Raw genomic sequence first — 15,533 nt, forward strand, 5'->3', positions numbered from 1 at the left:
ACAAGAAACGGCGACGCGCGGGGAATCCCACATGACGATCAAAGACTTATCGATCTCCACCAAGATCCTTGCCATCCTGGTGCTGATGGCTGCCCTGACGCTGGGCACCAGTCTCTACGCGGTCTCCTCCATGGAGAAGATCGATGCCAGATACTCCGCCCTGATCGAGCACGAGGTCGTGGCGGCGAACGCCCTGCCGCGGGCCAACCGCTTCCTGTCGGAGATCGGCCGCCTGTCCTACCGGATGATCGCCGATGCCAGCGAGACCGAAGCGCGTGCCGCTGGCGAGCAGATCAATGAAGCGGCGGCGGCCTTCACCAAGCGGCTCGACGCCGCGCGTGCCGTCACCGAGGCGCGCGGCGAAGCGGACCGCTTCCAGGCCGAGTTCCAGCGCATCATGGCGCAGGTCGCCGACGTCCAGAGGGCGGCGCTCGCCCAGGACGACGCCCTCGCCCTGAAGCTGATGACGGGAAGCGTCGACGCGCAGATCAGGAAACTCTCGTCGGACATCGCCGCCTATACCGAGACCGTGATGACGCGGCTGGACAAGATCTCGGCAGAGGCGTCCGGCTATGTGGACAGCAGCTACACCCTGACCCTCGCCGTTTCCCTGGCGGGCATCCTGGTCTGCCTCGCCGTCGCGCTGCTGGTCGCCCGCAGCGGCATCTCCCGGCCGATCCGCCGCCTGTCCGCCGCGATGGAGCAGCTCGCCGGCGGCGACAATTCGGTCGAGATCGAGGGGCACGACCGCAGGGACGAGGTCGGCGCCATGGCCCGCACGGTCCTGGTCTTCAAGGAGAACGCCATCGCCAAGCAGCGCATGGAAGCGGAACAGGCCGAACAGAAGGCCCGTGCCGAGGCCGAGCGCAAGGCGATGCTGAACCGCATGGCCGACCAGTTCGAATCGACCGTGCGCACCGTCGTCTCCCAGGTGTCGAGCGCGGTCACCCAGGTGCAGGGCAATGCCCGCGCCATGTCCGCCATGGCAGAGCAGGGCGAGGAGCGGGCCACCGCCGTCGCCGCGGCGACCCAGCAGGCCTCCGCCAACGTCCAGACCGTCGCCACGGCGGCGGAGGAGATGTCCGGCTCCATCGCCGAGATCGGCCAGCAGATCGCCCGCTCCGCCCAGGTCGCGGCGCTGGCGGTCGGCCGCGCCCAGGCCGCCGACCGGAGCATCCAGTCGCTCGCCTCCCAGGCCGGCACCATCGGCGACGTCATCAAGCTGATCACCGACATCGCCAGCCAGACCAACCTTCTCGCTCTCAACGCCACCATCGAGGCGGCGCGCGCCGGCGAGGCCGGCAAGGGCTTCGCCGTGGTGGCGAGCGAGGTGAAGAACCTCGCCAACCAGACCGCCAAGGCCACCGGCGACATCGCCGCCCAGATCGGCGGCATGCAGCAGGCGACCGGCGAGGCGGTGCAGGCCATCGGCGAGGTCGGCGAGACCATCGGCCAGATGAACGAGATCACCACCACCATCGCCTCCGCCATCGAGGAGCAGGACGCCGCGACCAAGGAGATCGCCCGCAACGTCCAGCAGGCGGCCCAGGGGACGGAGGAGGTCTCGCTCAACATCGCCGGAGTCGAGCAGGCCGCCCAGGGCACCGGCAAGGCGGCGGCCGAACTGCTGGACGCCGCCGACAGCCTCGCCCGGCAGGCCGCCACCCTGTCCCGGGAGGTCGACGGCTTCATCACCCAGGTCCGGGCCGGCTGACCTCCCCGATCTGGCACGGCGTTTGCGCGGAAGCCGGGTGGACCTCGAGCGGGTCTGCCCGGCTTTTGTGCTGTCTGCGGCGGTTTTGCTCACGCTCCGCGCATTTTGTTCCTTGCGCCTTTTTGCCTATTCTGTTAGCTAAATGCCTGTTTTTTAGGCATATAGCTGAAGGCTTGGGCAAAATGGGTGCAGCAAAGACCGGCGGCGACGTCCTTTTCGTCCTTCTCGGCGCGATCATGGTGCTGGCGATGCACTGCGGCTTCGCGCTGCTGGAGGTCGGCACCGTCCGCCGCAAGAACCAGGTGAACGCTCTGGTGAAGATCCTCTCGGACTTCGCCATGTCCACGCTGGCCTATTTCTTCGTCGGCTACGCGGTCGCCTATGGGGTGACCTTCTTCACCGACGCGGCGGCGCTGACCGGCAAGGCCGCGGAATCCGGGGCGGCATCCGGCTACGCCCCCTACGGCTACGACCTCGTGAAGTTCTTCTTCCTGGCGACCTTCGCCGCGGCGGTGCCGGCCATCGTGTCGGGCGGCATCGCGGAGCGGGCGAAGTTCTGGCCGCAGGCTGCCGCCACCGTGCTGCTGATCGCCCTGTTCTACCCCGTGCTGGAGGGGGTGGCCTGGGGCGGCCGCTTCGGTGTGCAGGACTGGCTGGCGGCGAGCTTCGGGCAGCCCTTCCACGACTTTGCCGGCTCGGTCGTCGTCCATGCCTTCGGCGGCTGGGTGGCGCTGGGAGCGGTGCTGCATCTCGGCAACCGGCGGGGGCGCTACCGCTCCAACGGCTCGCTGGTCGCCATTCCGCCGTCCAACATCCCCTTCCTGGCGCTGGGGGCCTGGGTGCTGTCGGTCGGCTGGTTCGGCTTCAACGTGATGAGCGCCCAGACGCTGGAGGGCATTTCCGGGCTCGTGGCGATCAACTCGCTGATGGCGATGGTCGGGGGCATCGTCACCTCGCTGGTCATCAGCCGCAACGACCCGGGCTTCGTCCACAACGGCGCGCTGGCCGGTCTGGTCGCGGTCTGCGCCGGTTCCGACGTCATGCATCCGCTGGGCGCGCTGATCACCGGCGGCATCGCCGGGCTGCTGTTCGTCTGGGCCTTCAACAAGTGCCAGATCGACTGGAAGATCGACGACGTGCTGGGCGTGTGGCCGCTGCACGGGCTGTGCGGCCTGACCGGCGGCCTGCTGGCCGGCGTCTTCGGCCAGGAGTCGCTGGGCGGCCTCGGCGGGGTCTCGCTCGCCTCGCAGGCGGTGGGCACGCTGGGCGGCGCCGGCTTCGGGCTGCTGTCCGGCCTGCTGGTCTACGGCCTCCTGAAGGCGACGGTGGGCATCCGCCTCGACCCCGAGCAGGAATACCGCGGCGCCGACCTCGCCCTGCACCAGATCACCGCCTATCCCGAGGAGGACGCGCCCGGTCATTGACCGCCCGCTGTACGACGGTGAAGGAGGCGCCGCCTCGGCGCCTCCGCCGCCATACGTCGTCCGCCATGACGGTCAGGAGTGCTTGATGACGAATCCAGTGGTGATGGAGTCCAGCAACAAAGCCATGTGATGGGAGCTGATGTTGCGGAAGCGGAGATTATATATCAGGGACGTGTAGTTGAACCAGTCATAGGTCCGCCAATAGCTGGCCAGGTAATTACGCAGATGAATATGGCGCGGTCGGACCTTCGCCTTTTTCATGATGGCGGTAGTGTTGGAATGATCGGCGTAGCGCAACAGCAGGTCGGTCATCAGCCAGACGGAAACCTGCTCATTGATGTCGCAAATCTCCGCAACGCCATCCACCTTGGCTGCAAAGCGGATGGGCTTCAACCGCCGGACCCAGAAGGCGAGCCCTGCGATCCGCTTGTTCACGGAAATCTCGTTGCCCTGATGGTATTCGAGCTTGGACAGGTCTTTGTGGTAGTGCGAAGCGACCTGGACCAGGCAGTCGTCCGACAGCTCGATCTGCACGTTCTTCAGTCGGCAAAGCGCGAACAGCAGGTTGTGAAGCCGTAACGCGTCCACGGCTATACGGTCGTCGCTCATGCGGATTGGTTCCAGCGCCTGACGGGGAGGGGTCCGGTAAGAGGCAGGACGCGCCGACGATCGCTCAGCGCTTGATCTGATACAGGGCAGCGGTCAGGGCAGGATCGGGAAACATGTCGGCCGACGCCAGAAGGTCCGTCGCGGCGACCACGAGACCGTCGCTGAACTCCTCGTCCGAGGGGCCGCCGTTCGCGGGCTCCTGGCTTGGCGTGCGGTCAAGCAGCTTGCGGAAGCGTTCGACCGTTTCCGGCGTTTCCTCAAGGAATCCTGTAATGAACTGCCTGGGCACTCAGGCGCTCCCGCAAAAACAACGCCTCATTGGGGGCGGGCCGTATCACAGCGGCACCACCTTGGCAACGGCTTATAATTCTGCTGTCCTATCGGGAGCTTAGCAGACCCTCTGCTTCGCCTGGGCTGCGCAAACCGCTACCGCGGTATGCACGGGGAACGACTCACGAGACCGGACGCCTGCGACCGGACGCCTGCCCGCCGCCCCTTGCTTTGCGGGGGCGACGGCTTTAGTGTCCGGCCACGAACGCTTCCCCCCACGACGCCGGATTTTTCCCGCCCCATGAAGGCCGCCATCGTCGTTTTCCCCGGCTCCAACCGCGAACGCGACGCCGTCGCCGCGCTGGAGGCCGCCAGCGGTACCAAGCCCCATCTGGTCTGGCACCGTGACACCGAACTGCCCAAGGTCGACCTGATCGTCGTTCCCGGCGGCTTTTCCTACGGCGACTATCTGCGCTCCGGCGCGATGGCGGCCCACTCGCCGATCATGCGCGAGGTGAAGGCGCGGGCCGACCAGGGCGTGCGGGTGCTCGGCGTCTGCAACGGCTTCCAGATCATCACCGAGGCGGGGCTGCTGCCCGGCGCGCTGATGCGCAACGGCTCGCTGAAGTTCGTCTGCCGCGTCCAGCACCTGCGGGTGGAGAACACGGACAGCCCCTTCACGGCCAAGTACCGCAAGGGCCAGATCGTCCGCTACCCGGTCGCCCACGGCGACGGCAACTACTGGGCCGACGCCGAGACGGTGAAGCGGCTGGAGGGCGAAGGCCAGGTGGCCTTCCGCTACGTCGCCGACGACAGCCGCGCCGACCCGCGCGGCAACCCCAACGGCTCGGTCGCCGACATCGCCGGCATCTTCAACGCCCGGCGCACCGTGCTCGGCCTGATGCCGCACCCGGAAGACGCGGTGGAAGGCCTGCACGGCAACACCGACGGCAAGCCCATGTTCGACGGTCTGGTGGAGGCCCTGTCGTGAGCGCCCTCAATCCTCTCGCCCAATCCGTGAAGGCGCAGGAGCGCGAGGTCACCGCCGACCTCGCCAAGGAATTCGGCCTGTCCGCCGAGGAATACCAGAACGCGCTGGACATCCTGGGCCGCAAGCCGACCTTCACCGAACTCGGCATCATCTCGGTGATGTGGTCGGAGCACTGCTCCTACAAGTCGTCGAAGGTGTGGCTGAAGACGCTGCCGACCACCGGCCCGCAGGTCATCTGCGGCCCCGGCGAGAATGCCGGCGTGGTGGACATCGGCGACGGCGACGCCGTCATCTTCAAGATGGAGAGCCACAACCACCCGTCCTACATCGAGCCCTACCAGGGCGCCGCGACCGGCGTCGGCGGCATCCTGCGCGACGTGTTCACCATGGGCGCCCGGCCCATCGCCAACATGAACGCGCTGCGCTTCGGCTCGCCCGACCATCCCAAGACCCGCCATCTGGTGTCGGGCGTGGTGGCCGGCATCGGCGGCTACGGCAACTGCGTCGGCGTCCCCACCGTGGGCGGCGAGACCAACTTCCACCCGGCCTACAACGGCAACATCCTGGTCAACGCCATGACCGTGGGCGTCGCCAGGACCGACCGCATCTTCTATTCGGCCGCCGCCGGCGTCGGCAACCCGGTGGTCTACGTCGGGTCCAAGACCGGCCGCGACGGCATCCACGGCGCCACCATGGCGTCCGCCGAGTTCACCGAGGATTCGGAGGAGAAGCGCCCGACCGTGCAGGTCGGCGACCCCTTCACCGAGAAGCTGCTGATCGAGGCCTGCCTGGAGCTGATGGCGACCGACGCCATCGTCGCCATCCAGGACATGGGTGCCGCCGGCCTCACCTCCTCCTCGGTCGAGATGGCCGGCAAGGGCGGCCTCGGCATCGAGCTGGTGCTGGACGACCTGCCGATGCGCGAGGAGGGGATGACCCCCTACGAGATCATGCTCTCCGAAAGCCAGGAGCGCATGCTCATCATCCTCAAGCCCGGCCGCGAGGACGTCGCCCGCGCGATCTTCGAGAAGTGGGAGCTGGACTTCGCCGTCATCGGCCATCTGACCGAGACCGGAAACCTCGTCATCAGGATGCATGGCGAGACCTGGTGCGACATGCCGATCGCCCCGGTGTCCAACGCCGCGCCGGAGTACAACCGCCCGTGGGAGCCGACCCCGGCCGCCGCGGACCTGCCGGCCGACCTGCTGGACGGCTACGCCCTGTCGCTGGGCGAGACGCTGGAGAAGCTGTTCGGCTGCCCCGACCTCGCCTCCAAGCGCTGGATCTGGGAGCAGTATGACAGCCTGGTCGGCGGCGACACCCGCTTCATGTCCGGTCAGGCCGACGCCGCCGTGGTCCGCGTGCCGGGCCAGAGGAAGGCGGTCGCCGTCACCACCGACTGCACCCCGCGCTACTGCCTCGCCGATCCGGTCGAAGGCGGCAAGCAGGCGGTGGCCGAGGCGTGGCGCAACCTGACCGCCACCGGCGCCCTGCCCCTGGCGATCACCGACAACATGAACTTCGGCAACCCCGAGAAGCCGCGGATCATGGGCCAGTTCGTCGGCGCCGTGCAGGGCATCGGCGAAGCGTGCAAGGCGCTGGACTTCCCGGTCGTGTCGGGCAACGTCTCGCTCTACAACGAGACGAACGGCGAAGCGATCCTGCCGACCCCCGCCATCGGCGGCGTCGGCCTGCTCGACGACGCGATGACCGCCGTCGGCATCGCCTTGCGCAACGAGGGCGACACCCTCCTGCTGATCGGCGGGACCGGGGGCCATCTCGGCCAGTCGCTGTTCCTGCGCGAGATCCTCGGCCGCGAGGACGGTCCGCCGCCGCCGGTCGATCTGGCGGTGGAGCGGCGCAACGGCGATCTGGTGCGCGGGCTGATCCGCGACGGTCTGGTCGCCTCCTGCCACGACGTCTCGGACGGCGGCCTGCTGGTGGCGGTGGCCGAGATGGCGCTGGCCGGCGGCATCGGCGTCCACCTCACCGGCCTCGACGGCGCCTCGCCGGCGGTGCTGTTCGGCGAGGACCAGGCCCGCTACGTGCTGGCCGTCCGTCCGGACAAGGCCGCCGCCGTCCAGGAGAAGGCCAGGGCGGCCGGCGTGCCGGTCACCGTCCTCGGCAGGACAGCCGGCACCGCGCTGGCCGACCGCGGCGGCGACATCGTCTCGCTGAAGCGGCTGAAGTCGGTCAACGAGTCCTGGCTGCCCGACTACATGTCGGCCGAGCTGTAAGGACCTTCCCCCCTCCTTCCTCCTTGTCACGGGGGAAGGAGGGCCAGGACATCGGGGCCGTGTGCGGGTGATCGTCCGCACGGCCGATGACAAACCGCGCCGCTCCCCCTAAGTTATGGCGAGTGTCCGGGCGGAGCGAACCGTCAACAAAGCGAGGGTGCGCCATGGCGATGGAAGCCGCGGTGATTGAAAAGCTGATCAAGGAAGGCATTCCCGACGCAACGGTGGAGATCGCCGATCTGCGCGGCGACGGCGACCACTATGCCGCGCTCGTCACCTCGGCGAGCTTCAAGGGCAAGAGCCGTGTGCAGCAGCACCAGATGGTCTACGCCGCCCTGCAGGGCAGGATGGGCGGCGAACTGCACGCGCTGGCCCTGACCACCGCCGTGCCGGAAGGCGCCTGACGGCCTCAAGAGCATCTGCGCACGGTCCGCTCCCGGCCATCGGGCCGGCGGACTTCCGAGGTCGGACAAACCGGGAAAGGGTGAAGAGACATGGTTGACCAGACGATCGTCGATCGCATCAAGCAGGATATCAACGGCAACGACGTCGTGCTCTACATGAAGGGCACGCCGGTGTTCCCGCAATGCGGCTTCTCCGCCGCCGTCGTCGGCGTGCTGAGCCACGTCGGCGTCCAGTTCAAGGGCGTGAACATCCTGGAGGATCCGGGCCTGCGCCAGGGCCTGAAGGAATTCTCCAACTGGCCGACCTTCCCGCAGCTCTACGTGAAGGGCGAGCTGGTCGGCGGCTGCGACATCGTCCGCGAGATGTACGAGTCCGGCGAGCTGCAGCAGCTCCTCGCCGACAAGGGCATCAAGACCGGTGCGGCCGTCTGATCCGATCCTCCGGATCGCCTGACGGCGATGCTCCGCGAGAAGCCCCGCTCCGGCGGGGCTTTTCCGTTTCCAGCAGCATTCCGGCGCTGCAGGGCCGCCATGTCCGGCCGCCGCTGACGGCCGCAGCCGGGCTCGTGATACACGAGACCGTATGGCACACGCACAATCCTCCGCCGAGCAGACGCCGTCCGGGCAGGACTCCACCACCACGGCCTTCCTCGCCGCCGTCGGCTCCTTCCTGCTGTGGGGGCTGGTGGCGCCGGTCTATTTCAAGCAGTTGAGCCATGTCGGCGCCGTCGAGGTGGTGTCGCACCGCATCGTCTGGACCGTGCTGCTGGTCGGGGCCGCCGTCCTGGCGATGCGCGGGCCGACCGCCATCGTCACCGCCATCGGCACCTGGCGGCGGCTCGGCATCCTGGTGGTGACCACGGCGCTGGTGACCACCAACTGGACGGTCTTCATCTGGGCGGTCAGCCACAACCGGGTGGTGGAGACCAGCCTCGGCTACTTCATCAACCCGCTGGTCAATGTGGTGCTCGGCGTCCTCTTCCTGCGCGAGACGCTGAAGCCGATCCAGATCGCCGCCGTGCTGATCGCCGCCGTCGGCGTCGGCAGCATGGTGCTGTCCAGCGGCGTCTTCCCCTGGGTGTCGATCAGCCTGGCGCTCAGCTTCGGCTTCTACGCCCTGGTGCGCAAGAAGGCGGCGGTCGACCCCGTGGTCGGGCTGCTGGTGGAGACGGCGCTGCTCGCCCCGCTGTCGCTCGGCTACCTGCTGTGGCTCGGCGCCGACGGCGCCTTCGGCCATTCGGCGGGCGGCAGCCTGCTGCTGGTGCTGAGCGGCCCGATGACCGCCATTCCCCTGGTGCTGTTCATGATCGGCGCCGCCCGGCTGAAGCTCTCCACCCTCGGGCTGCTGCAATATATCGGCCCGACCGGCAGCCTCTTCCTCGGGGCCGTCATCTATGGCGAGCCCTTCACCACCACCCACCTGATCGCCTTCGGCTGCATCTGGCTGGCGCTTGCCCTCTATTCCGCCAGCACGGTCTCCAGCCACCGCGCGGCCTCCCGCGCCGCTGCCGCCGAATAGGGCAGCCTCGTCCCCCGCGGCGCCAGGCCGCGGGCGCCTATCTTCCCCGCGGCGCCAGGCCGCGGGCAATGGTGTGGGCGAGCGAGCGGACGACTCCGCGCACCCGCTCCGGCTCGTGGCCGAACACCACCTGATCGACGAAGCCCAGCCCGAAGCTGAGGGTGGCGAGGCCGGCCGCGACGTTGGCGAGGTCGGCGTCGGCCGCGATGGCGCCGCGCGCCCGGAATCCCTCCAGCCGGTTCAGCAGGCAGGGGATGCGCGCCTGCCCCAGCGTCTGCGCCATCTCGTCGGCGACCGCCGGATCGACCAGCGCCCGGTCCATCACCACCTTGGTGAAGTCGCGGCACTGCCAGGTGTGCGTGAGCTGGAAGGACAGATAGTTGACGAGGTCGGTTTCCAGATCGTCGTCCGGCGGCGGCAGGTTGCAGCCGCCCCCCTCCTCCCGGCCATAGCGCTCCACCACCGCCAGCAACAGCCCGGCCTTGCCGGAGAAATAGCGCTGGATCAGCTGCTCGTTGACGCCCGCCCGCCCGGCGATCTCGCGCGTCGTCGCCGCGTCATAGCCGCGTTCGGCGAAGACCAGCTTCGCCGCGTCCAGCAGGGCGCCCTTCGTCGCCTCGCGGTCGCGCTTGCGGCCGGGCGCGTCGCCGCAGCCCCCGCCGCCGCATCCATCCTCGCCGCCGGCCGAAGAGCCGGCCGTCTCGTTGATCTCGTCCACCGGTCCAATCCTCCGGGCGGCGCATCCTGCGGGCCGTCCCTCCGGACTGATAATAGGTATGCACGTACATACTTGACAAGGCCGCCGGTTCGCTCAAGTATGTACGCACATACATACCTGATCCCGTCCCCACTGGGAGCGAGCCATTCCTTGAGCAACGCCGACCTCTTTACGCCGCTGCGTCTCGGCGCGGTGGAGCTGCCCAACCGAATCATCATGGCCCCGATGACCCGCAGCCGGGCCGGCGACGGCAACGTCGTGACGCCGCTGACCGCCGAGTATTATGCGCAGCGCGCCTCGGCCGGCCTGATCATCACGGAGGCGACGCAGGTCTCCCCCACCGGCCAGGGCTATCCCAACACGCCGGGCATCCACACCGACGCCCAGACCCTCGGCTGGCGCGATGTGGCGGAGGCGGTGCATGCCGCCGGCGGGCGCATCGCCGCCCAGCTCTGGCATGTCGGCCGCGTCTCGCACCCGCTGTTCCAGCCGAACGGCGCGGCACCGGTCGCCCCCTCGGCCATCGCCGCCGCCGGCACGCTCTACACCGGCCAGGGCATGGAGCCCTTCCCCGTCCCCCGCGCGCTGGAGACCGACGAGATCCCCCTGCTCGTCCGTGCCTTCGGCGACGCCGCCAAGCGGGCGGTGTTCGACGCCGGGCTGGACGCGGTGGAGATCCATGCCGCCAACGGCTATCTGATCGACCAGTTCCTGCGCGACCGCACCAACCGGCGTACCGACGCCTATGGCGGCACGGTGGAGAAGCGCTGCCGCTTCCTGCTGGAGATCCTGGACGCCGTGACCACCGCGGTCGGCCCCGGCCGCGTCGGCGTCCGGCTGTCGCCCACCGGCACCTTCAACGACATGGGCGACAGCGACCCGCTGGGCCATTTCAGCACCATCACCGAGGCGCTGAACCCCTTCGGCCTCGCCTTCCTGCATGTGATCGAAGGGCTGCCCGGCCACCCCATGGCGCCGCCGGACGGGGCGCCGCACGTCGCCGCCGCGCTGCGCCGCATCTTCAAGGGGCCGGTCATCCTGAACGGCGGCTACACCCGCGAGGCGGCGGACGCGGCCATCGCCAGGGGCGAGGCGGATGCCGTCAGCTTCGGCGAGCCCTTCATCGCCAACCCCGACCTGCCGGCCCGCTTCCGGACCGGCGCCGCCCTGGCCGCGCCGGACCGCGCCACCTATTACGGCGGCGGCGCCAAGGGCTACACCGACTATCCGGCGCTGGAGAGCGTCGAGGCGTAACGACAGCCCCTTCGGCGGGGGAGCTTCCCCCGATCCCTCGCCGTGACGGCCGGACGTGCCCCCGAACGTCCGGCCAACAGGCCGGACGCGAACCCCACCGCCCGGCATCGAAGGCCGGACGTTGCTCCATGACGTCCGGCCTTTCCTTTTTCCGCCCTCAGCCCCAGGCGTCGGCACCCTCCACCACCATGGCGAAGCGGTCGGCCAGCGCCGCGAGCGCCGCCCGCTGCAGCTCCGCCGCCGGCACCACCCCGCCGCGGACGTCCGGGAGGTCGCGCGTCGCCGTCGCCGATGCCACCACCGTGCTGCGCCAGCCGAGGTCGAGCGCCGCCCGCACCGTGCTGCTGACGCACATGTGGGTCATGAAGCCGGCGACGATCAGCTCCGTCCGCCCGGTCGCCCGCAGCAGCGCGTCGAGCCCGGTCCCGGCGAAGGCGTTCGGCAGGGCCTTGCTGACCACCGCCTCGCCCTCCAGCGGCGCGACCGCCGGAATGATCGCCGCCATGGCGCCGGCCGGGTCGAACAGCCCGCCACCCGGCTTGCCATGATGAACGACATGGACCACCGGCACGCCGTGGCGCCGCGCCAGTTCCAGCAGCCGCGCGGTCTGCGCCACCGCCGCGTCGATCCCGGCGAGCGGCAGGGCGCCGTCGGTGTATTCGCGCTGGGCGTCGATCAGCAGCAGCGCCGCCGCGTCGAGCGGGGCGGGATGCAGCGGGGCGCCGGCCAACGCCAGCAGGGTCTTCGGATCGGTCATGGAGGGTCTCCTTTTCGGTGCGTCGTGTCTTCGCCGCCGACCCTGCCCGGTTCACATCCGTTCAACCAGTCGCTAATCTCGCACGATGCCTGTTCAAATCCGTTCAATGCCCCTCGACTGGGACGACCTGCGCGTCTTCCTGGAGCTTGCCCGCCGCGGCAGCCTGTCCGGCGCCGCCCGCGCCCTGCGGCTCAGCCATGCCACGGTCGGCCGGCGGCTGGCGGCGCTGGAACAGGCGCTCGGCCAGACGCTGGTGGAGCGGCGGGCGGAGGGCTATGTCCTCACCCCCGACGGCGAGGCGGTCCGCGCCATGGCGGAGGAGATGGACGAGCGGGCCCAGGCGCTGCGCCGGCGCGCCGGCCGGGCGGAGGGGCTGACCGGCACCGTCCGCCTGACGATGACCGAGGCGCTGGCCGACCGTTTCCTGCTGCCGCGGCTCGGCCCGCTGCGCGCCGCCCATCCCGGGCTGGATCTGGAGATCATCACCGACAACCGCGCCCTCAGCCTCGCCCGGCGCGAGGCCGACATCGCCATCCGCCTCGCCCGGCCGCAGGGCGGCGACCTCGTCACCCGGCGCCTCTGCACGCTCGGCTACGCCCTCTACTCGGCCCCCGCCGCCGCCGACTCGGTCATTGCCTATGACGAGACGATGGCGGAGCTGCCGGAGACGCTGTGGATGGCGCGGCACATGGCCGGCCGCCGCGTCGCCCTGCGCACCAACAGCCTGACCGCCCAGGTCGCGGCGGCCGCGGCCGGATTCGGCGCCGCCCTTCTCCCCTGCGTCATCGCGGCGGCGGAACCCGGCCTGCGGCGCCTGCCCTCCCCCGTCCCGCCGCCGGTGCGCGAGGCGTGGCTGCTCGTCCACCGCGACCGCAGGGACATCCCCCGCGTCCGGGCGGTGATCGACGCCGTGACCCGGGTGTTCGAGGAAGAAAGCATCCTGCTGGCCGGCGGCGACGCAGCGTGAGATTGCGGCGAAGGGGCGCAATGCGTAACGATCTTATCAAAACCGTTGAGCGGCGCGCGCGCATCGTCCATTCTCCGCCCTCTCCGTCCGGTCCGGCGACGGTCCGGGAGTCGGCATTTCCGCGGGCAATTGGGCGACGATCATGGGCGAACGCATCTATCTCTACGACACGACGCTGCGCGACGGGGCGCAGACCCAGGACGTGGATTTCTCGGTCGCCGACAAGATCGCGATTGCCCAGGACCTCGACCGGCTCGGCATCGACTATGTCGAGGGCGGCTGGCCCGGCGCCAACCCGACCGACGACGCCTTCTTCGCCGAGGCGCCGGACCTGACCCGCGCCACCTTCACCGCCTTCGGCATGACCCGGCGGCCGGGGCGCAGCGCCGCCAACGACCCGCAGCTCTCCGCCCTGATCCAGTCGCGCGCCAGGTCGGTCTGCATCGTCGGCAAGACCTGGGACTTCCATGTCGACGTGGCGCTGAACATCCCGCGCGACGAGAATCTCGACCTGATCCGCGACAGCATCGCGGCGCTGCGCGTCGCCAAGGGCGAGGCGCTGTTCGACGCCGAGCATTTCTTCGACGGCTACAAGCGCAACCCCGCCTATGCCGCGTCGTGCATCCGCGCCGCCTTCGAGGCCGGGGCGCGCTGGGTCGTGCTGTGCGATACCAACGGCGGCACCCTGCCGCACGAGATCGAGGCGATCGTCCGCACGGTGATCGAGGAGCACGGCATCCCCGGCGACCGGCTGGGCATCCATTGCCACAACGACACCGAGAATGCCGTCGCCAACTCCATCGCGGCGGTGCGGGCCGGCGTGCGCATGGTGCAGGGCACGATCAACGGGCTGGGCGAGCGCTGCGGCAACGCCAACCTCGTCTCGCTGATCCCGACGCTGATGCTGAAGATGGGCTACGAGACCGGCATCCGGCGCGCGGACCTGCCGCTGCTGACCCAGGTCAGCCGGGCCTTCGACGAGCGGCTGAACCGCGCCCCCAACCGCCACGCCCCCTATGTCGGCTCCAGCGCCTTCGCGCACAAGGGCGGGCTGCACGTCTCGGCGGTGGAGAAGGATCCGTCCTCCTACGAGCATGTCGAGCCGGACGCGGTGGGCAACCACCGGCAGATCGTCGTGTCGGACCAGGCCGGCCGCTCCAACCTGATCGTCCGCCTGCGCGAGATCGGCATGGAGGTCGATCCGAAGGACGAGCGGCTGCCCCGCCTGCTCGACCTCGTGAAGCAGCGCGACAGCGAGGGCTACGCCTACGACACCGCCGAGGCCAGCTTCGAGATGCTGGTGCGGCGCGAGCTGGGCGAGGTGCCGAAATACTTCGAGCTGCTGCGCTTCCACGTCACCGACGAGCGGCGCTACAACGCGCTCGGCAAGCTGGTGGTGGAGTCGGAGGCGGTGGTCCGCGTCCGCGTCGGCGGCGAGATCCGGCTGGAGGTGGCGGAGGGCAACGGCCCGGTCCATGCGCTGGACCTTGCGATGCGCAAGGCGCTGGAGCCCTGCTATCCCCTGCTCGGCGACATGCGGCTGTCCGACTACCGCGTGCGCATCCTGGCGGCCAAGGCCGGCACCGCCGCGATGACGCGCGTGCTGATCCGCTCGGCCAACGGCGACGGCACGGAATGGTCCACGCTCGGCGTCTCGACCAACATCATCGAGGCCTCCGTCGAAGCTCTGGTGGACAGCTTCACCTGCAAGCTGTTTAAGACTGGGGCTGAACCGCGCAGGTGACCCTCGCGCGGCCCCCCGGCGTTTCCACCCCATTCGATAGCGATGACCTCCGGCAAAGACCCCAACCGTCCGTCGATCCTCGGCGGCCCGACCGTGATCCTCGTCAACCCGCAGCTCGGCGAGAACATCGGCGCCTGCGCGCGCGCCATGCTGAACTGCGGGCTGACCGACCTGCGTCTCGTCAAGCCGCGCGACGGCTGGCCGAACGAGAAGGCGCAGGCCGCCGCCTCCGGCGCCGATCTCGTGCTCGACAACGCCAGGCTCTACGAGACGACGGCCGAGGCCGTGGCCGACCTGCAGATGGTCTTCGCCACCACCGTGCGCACCCGCGGCATGATCCAGCGCTTCGTCACCCCGCGCGAGGCGGCGAAGGAGATGCGCGCCGGCTACAGCGCCGGCAGCACGGTCGGCGTGCTGTTCGGGCCGGAGCGCAGCGGTCTCGTCAATGACGACCTGACGCTGGCCGGCACGCTGATCACCGTGCCGCTGAACCCCTCCTTCGCCTCGCTCAACCTCGCCCAGGCGGTGCTGCTGATCGGCTACGAGTGGTTCCAGACCGGCGAGGAGATCCCGGCGGAGCGCGTGCTGCACACCGGCCAGACCCGCCTCGCCACCAAGGGCGAGCTGGTGAACCTGTTCGAGCATCTGGAAGAGGCGCTCGACCGCACCGGCTTCTTCACCACGCCGGAAAAGCGCCCCTCGATGGTGCGCACCCTGCGCAACGCGCTGGAGCGCATGGAGATGACCGAGCAGGAGGTGCGGACCTTCCACGGCGTCATCGCCAGCCTCGCTGGAAAGAGGAAAGATCAATTATAATCAACGATTCAATTGAACTACAGAGCTATCGTGTAATATCGGCTTCATCCTGATTCGCTCGTTCATCTCGATTCCAAGATGAAGACTGAGTGGATGCGCAACACCGTGA

At 69.3% G+C, this 15,533-nt stretch carries 15 protein-coding genes; 11 read left to right on the top strand and 4 right to left on the bottom strand.

Annotated elements, in window-relative coordinates; translation table 11 throughout:
- Positions 1-31 precede the first annotated feature (31 nt).
- Positions 32-1,714, top strand: coding sequence for a methyl-accepting chemotaxis protein (locus DEW08_RS15045; RefSeq protein WP_109328406.1), 1,683 nt, complete (start codon positions 32-34; stop codon positions 1,712-1,714).
- 182 nt (positions 1,715-1,896) lie between these two features.
- On the top strand, positions 1,897-3,138 hold the full coding sequence (locus tag DEW08_RS15050) for an ammonium transporter (RefSeq protein ID WP_109328408.1): 1,242 nt from the start codon (positions 1,897-1,899) through the stop codon (positions 3,136-3,138).
- Between the two features lie 72 nt (positions 3,139-3,210).
- On the opposite strand, the gene DEW08_RS15055 is transcribed toward DEW08_RS15050, so the two are convergent.
- Together DEW08_RS15055 and DEW08_RS15060 are read right to left on the bottom strand one after the other, a co-directional pair.
- Positions 3,211-3,747, bottom strand: a complete 537-nt coding sequence (locus DEW08_RS15055; protein ID WP_109328410.1) for a hypothetical protein — start codon at positions 3,745-3,747, stop codon at positions 3,211-3,213.
- A 64-nt stretch (positions 3,748-3,811) separates the two neighbouring features.
- On the bottom strand, positions 3,812-4,036 hold the full coding sequence (locus tag DEW08_RS15060; RefSeq protein WP_109328412.1) for a hypothetical protein: 225 nt from the start codon (positions 4,034-4,036) through the stop codon (positions 3,812-3,814).
- A gap of 282 nt (positions 4,037-4,318) precedes the next feature.
- Here DEW08_RS15060 and purQ point away from each other — a divergent pair, with 282 nt between their 5' ends.
- The 5 genes from purQ (at position 4,319) to rarD (ending at position 9,168) form a co-directional block, all read left to right on the top strand.
- Positions 4,319-5,008: a phosphoribosylformylglycinamidine synthase subunit PurQ gene (purQ, locus tag DEW08_RS15065; RefSeq protein ID WP_109328414.1), complete on the top strand. Its 690-nt coding sequence runs from the start codon at positions 4,319-4,321 to the stop codon at positions 5,006-5,008.
- Positions 5,005-7,245: a phosphoribosylformylglycinamidine synthase subunit PurL gene (gene purL, locus DEW08_RS15070; protein WP_109328416.1), complete on the top strand. Its 2,241-nt coding sequence runs from the start codon at positions 5,005-5,007 to the stop codon at positions 7,243-7,245. The genes purQ and purL overlap by 4 nt, the downstream gene beginning before the upstream one ends.
- A gap of 164 nt (positions 7,246-7,409) precedes the next feature.
- The gene (locus DEW08_RS15075) at positions 7,410-7,649 is read left to right on the top strand and encodes a BolA family protein (RefSeq protein ID WP_109328418.1); all 240 of its coding nucleotides are present in this window, start codon (positions 7,410-7,412) and stop codon (positions 7,647-7,649) included.
- A gap of 90 nt (positions 7,650-7,739) precedes the next feature.
- Entirely contained in the window at positions 7,740-8,081 is a 342-nt protein-coding gene (gene grxD, locus DEW08_RS15080; protein WP_109328447.1) for a Grx4 family monothiol glutaredoxin, read from the top strand.
- 151 nt (positions 8,082-8,232) lie between these two features.
- Positions 8,233-9,168, top strand: coding sequence for an EamA family transporter RarD (gene rarD / locus DEW08_RS15085; RefSeq protein ID WP_109328449.1), 936 nt, complete (start codon positions 8,233-8,235; stop codon positions 9,166-9,168).
- A gap of 37 nt (positions 9,169-9,205) precedes the next feature.
- Here rarD and DEW08_RS15090 read toward each other — a convergent pair whose 3' ends face one another.
- Positions 9,206-9,886, bottom strand: a complete 681-nt coding sequence (locus DEW08_RS15090; RefSeq protein ID WP_109328451.1) for a TetR/AcrR family transcriptional regulator — start codon at positions 9,884-9,886, stop codon at positions 9,206-9,208.
- A gap of 150 nt (positions 9,887-10,036) precedes the next feature.
- Between DEW08_RS15090 and DEW08_RS15095 the strand changes: the two genes are divergently transcribed.
- Positions 10,037-11,140 (top strand): alkene reductase, encoded by a 1,104-nt coding sequence (locus DEW08_RS15095; protein ID WP_181449426.1) that lies wholly within the window; start codon positions 10,037-10,039, stop codon positions 11,138-11,140.
- Between the two features lie 157 nt (positions 11,141-11,297).
- On the opposite strand, the gene DEW08_RS15100 is transcribed toward DEW08_RS15095, so the two are convergent.
- Positions 11,298-11,897 carry an isochorismatase family protein gene (locus DEW08_RS15100; RefSeq protein WP_109328455.1) on the bottom strand — a complete coding sequence of 200 codons (600 nt, stop codon included), beginning with the start codon at positions 11,895-11,897 and terminating at the stop codon, positions 11,298-11,300.
- Between the two features lie 106 nt (positions 11,898-12,003).
- On the opposite strand from DEW08_RS15100, the gene DEW08_RS15105 reads away from it, so the two are divergent.
- From DEW08_RS15105 to DEW08_RS15115, 3 genes are all read left to right on the top strand, one after another.
- A complete protein-coding gene (locus DEW08_RS15105; RefSeq protein WP_245986294.1) occupies positions 12,004-12,864 on the top strand; it encodes a LysR family transcriptional regulator in 861 nt (286 codons plus the stop codon).
- A 142-nt stretch (positions 12,865-13,006) separates the two neighbouring features.
- Positions 13,007-14,608: a citramalate synthase gene (gene cimA / locus DEW08_RS15110; protein ID WP_425429099.1), complete on the top strand. Its 1,602-nt coding sequence runs from the start codon at positions 13,007-13,009 to the stop codon at positions 14,606-14,608.
- A 42-nt stretch (positions 14,609-14,650) separates the two neighbouring features.
- The gene (locus tag DEW08_RS15115; protein ID WP_109328461.1) at positions 14,651-15,424 is read left to right on the top strand and encodes an RNA methyltransferase; all 774 of its coding nucleotides are present in this window, start codon (positions 14,651-14,653) and stop codon (positions 15,422-15,424) included.
- Positions 15,425-15,533 lie beyond the last annotated feature (109 nt).

This window comes from Azospirillum thermophilum (assembly GCF_003130795.1).
GTDB lineage: Bacteria > Pseudomonadota > Alphaproteobacteria > Azospirillales > Azospirillaceae > Azospirillum > Azospirillum thermophilum.

What these genes read in the sequence shown, in the direction of transcription:
- cimA (WP_425429099.1), top strand. Translation starts at nt 13,007, where the DNA reads ATGGGCGAACGCATCTATCTCTACGACACGACGCTGCGCGACGGGGCG.
- DEW08_RS15055 (WP_109328410.1), bottom strand. Translation starts at nt 3,747, where the DNA reads ATGAGCGACGACCGTATAGCCGTGGACGCGTTACGGCTTCACAACCTG.
- purQ (WP_109328414.1), top strand. Translation starts at nt 4,319, where the DNA reads ATGAAGGCCGCCATCGTCGTTTTCCCCGGCTCCAACCGCGAACGCGAC.
- DEW08_RS15045 (WP_109328406.1), top strand. Translation starts at nt 32, where the DNA reads ATGACGATCAAAGACTTATCGATCTCCACCAAGATCCTTGCCATCCTG.
- DEW08_RS15115 (WP_109328461.1), top strand. Translation starts at nt 14,651, where the DNA reads ATGACCTCCGGCAAAGACCCCAACCGTCCGTCGATCCTCGGCGGCCCG.
- DEW08_RS15075 (WP_109328418.1), top strand. Translation starts at nt 7,410, where the DNA reads ATGGCGATGGAAGCCGCGGTGATTGAAAAGCTGATCAAGGAAGGCATT.
- rarD (WP_109328449.1), top strand. Translation starts at nt 8,233, where the DNA reads ATGGCACACGCACAATCCTCCGCCGAGCAGACGCCGTCCGGGCAGGAC.
- DEW08_RS15050 (WP_109328408.1), top strand. Translation starts at nt 1,897, where the DNA reads ATGGGTGCAGCAAAGACCGGCGGCGACGTCCTTTTCGTCCTTCTCGGC.
- grxD (WP_109328447.1), top strand. Translation starts at nt 7,740, where the DNA reads ATGGTTGACCAGACGATCGTCGATCGCATCAAGCAGGATATCAACGGC.
- DEW08_RS15100 (WP_109328455.1), bottom strand. Translation starts at nt 11,897, where the DNA reads ATGACCGATCCGAAGACCCTGCTGGCGTTGGCCGGCGCCCCGCTGCAT.
- DEW08_RS15105 (WP_245986294.1), top strand. Translation starts at nt 12,004, where the DNA reads ATGCCCCTCGACTGGGACGACCTGCGCGTCTTCCTGGAGCTTGCCCGC.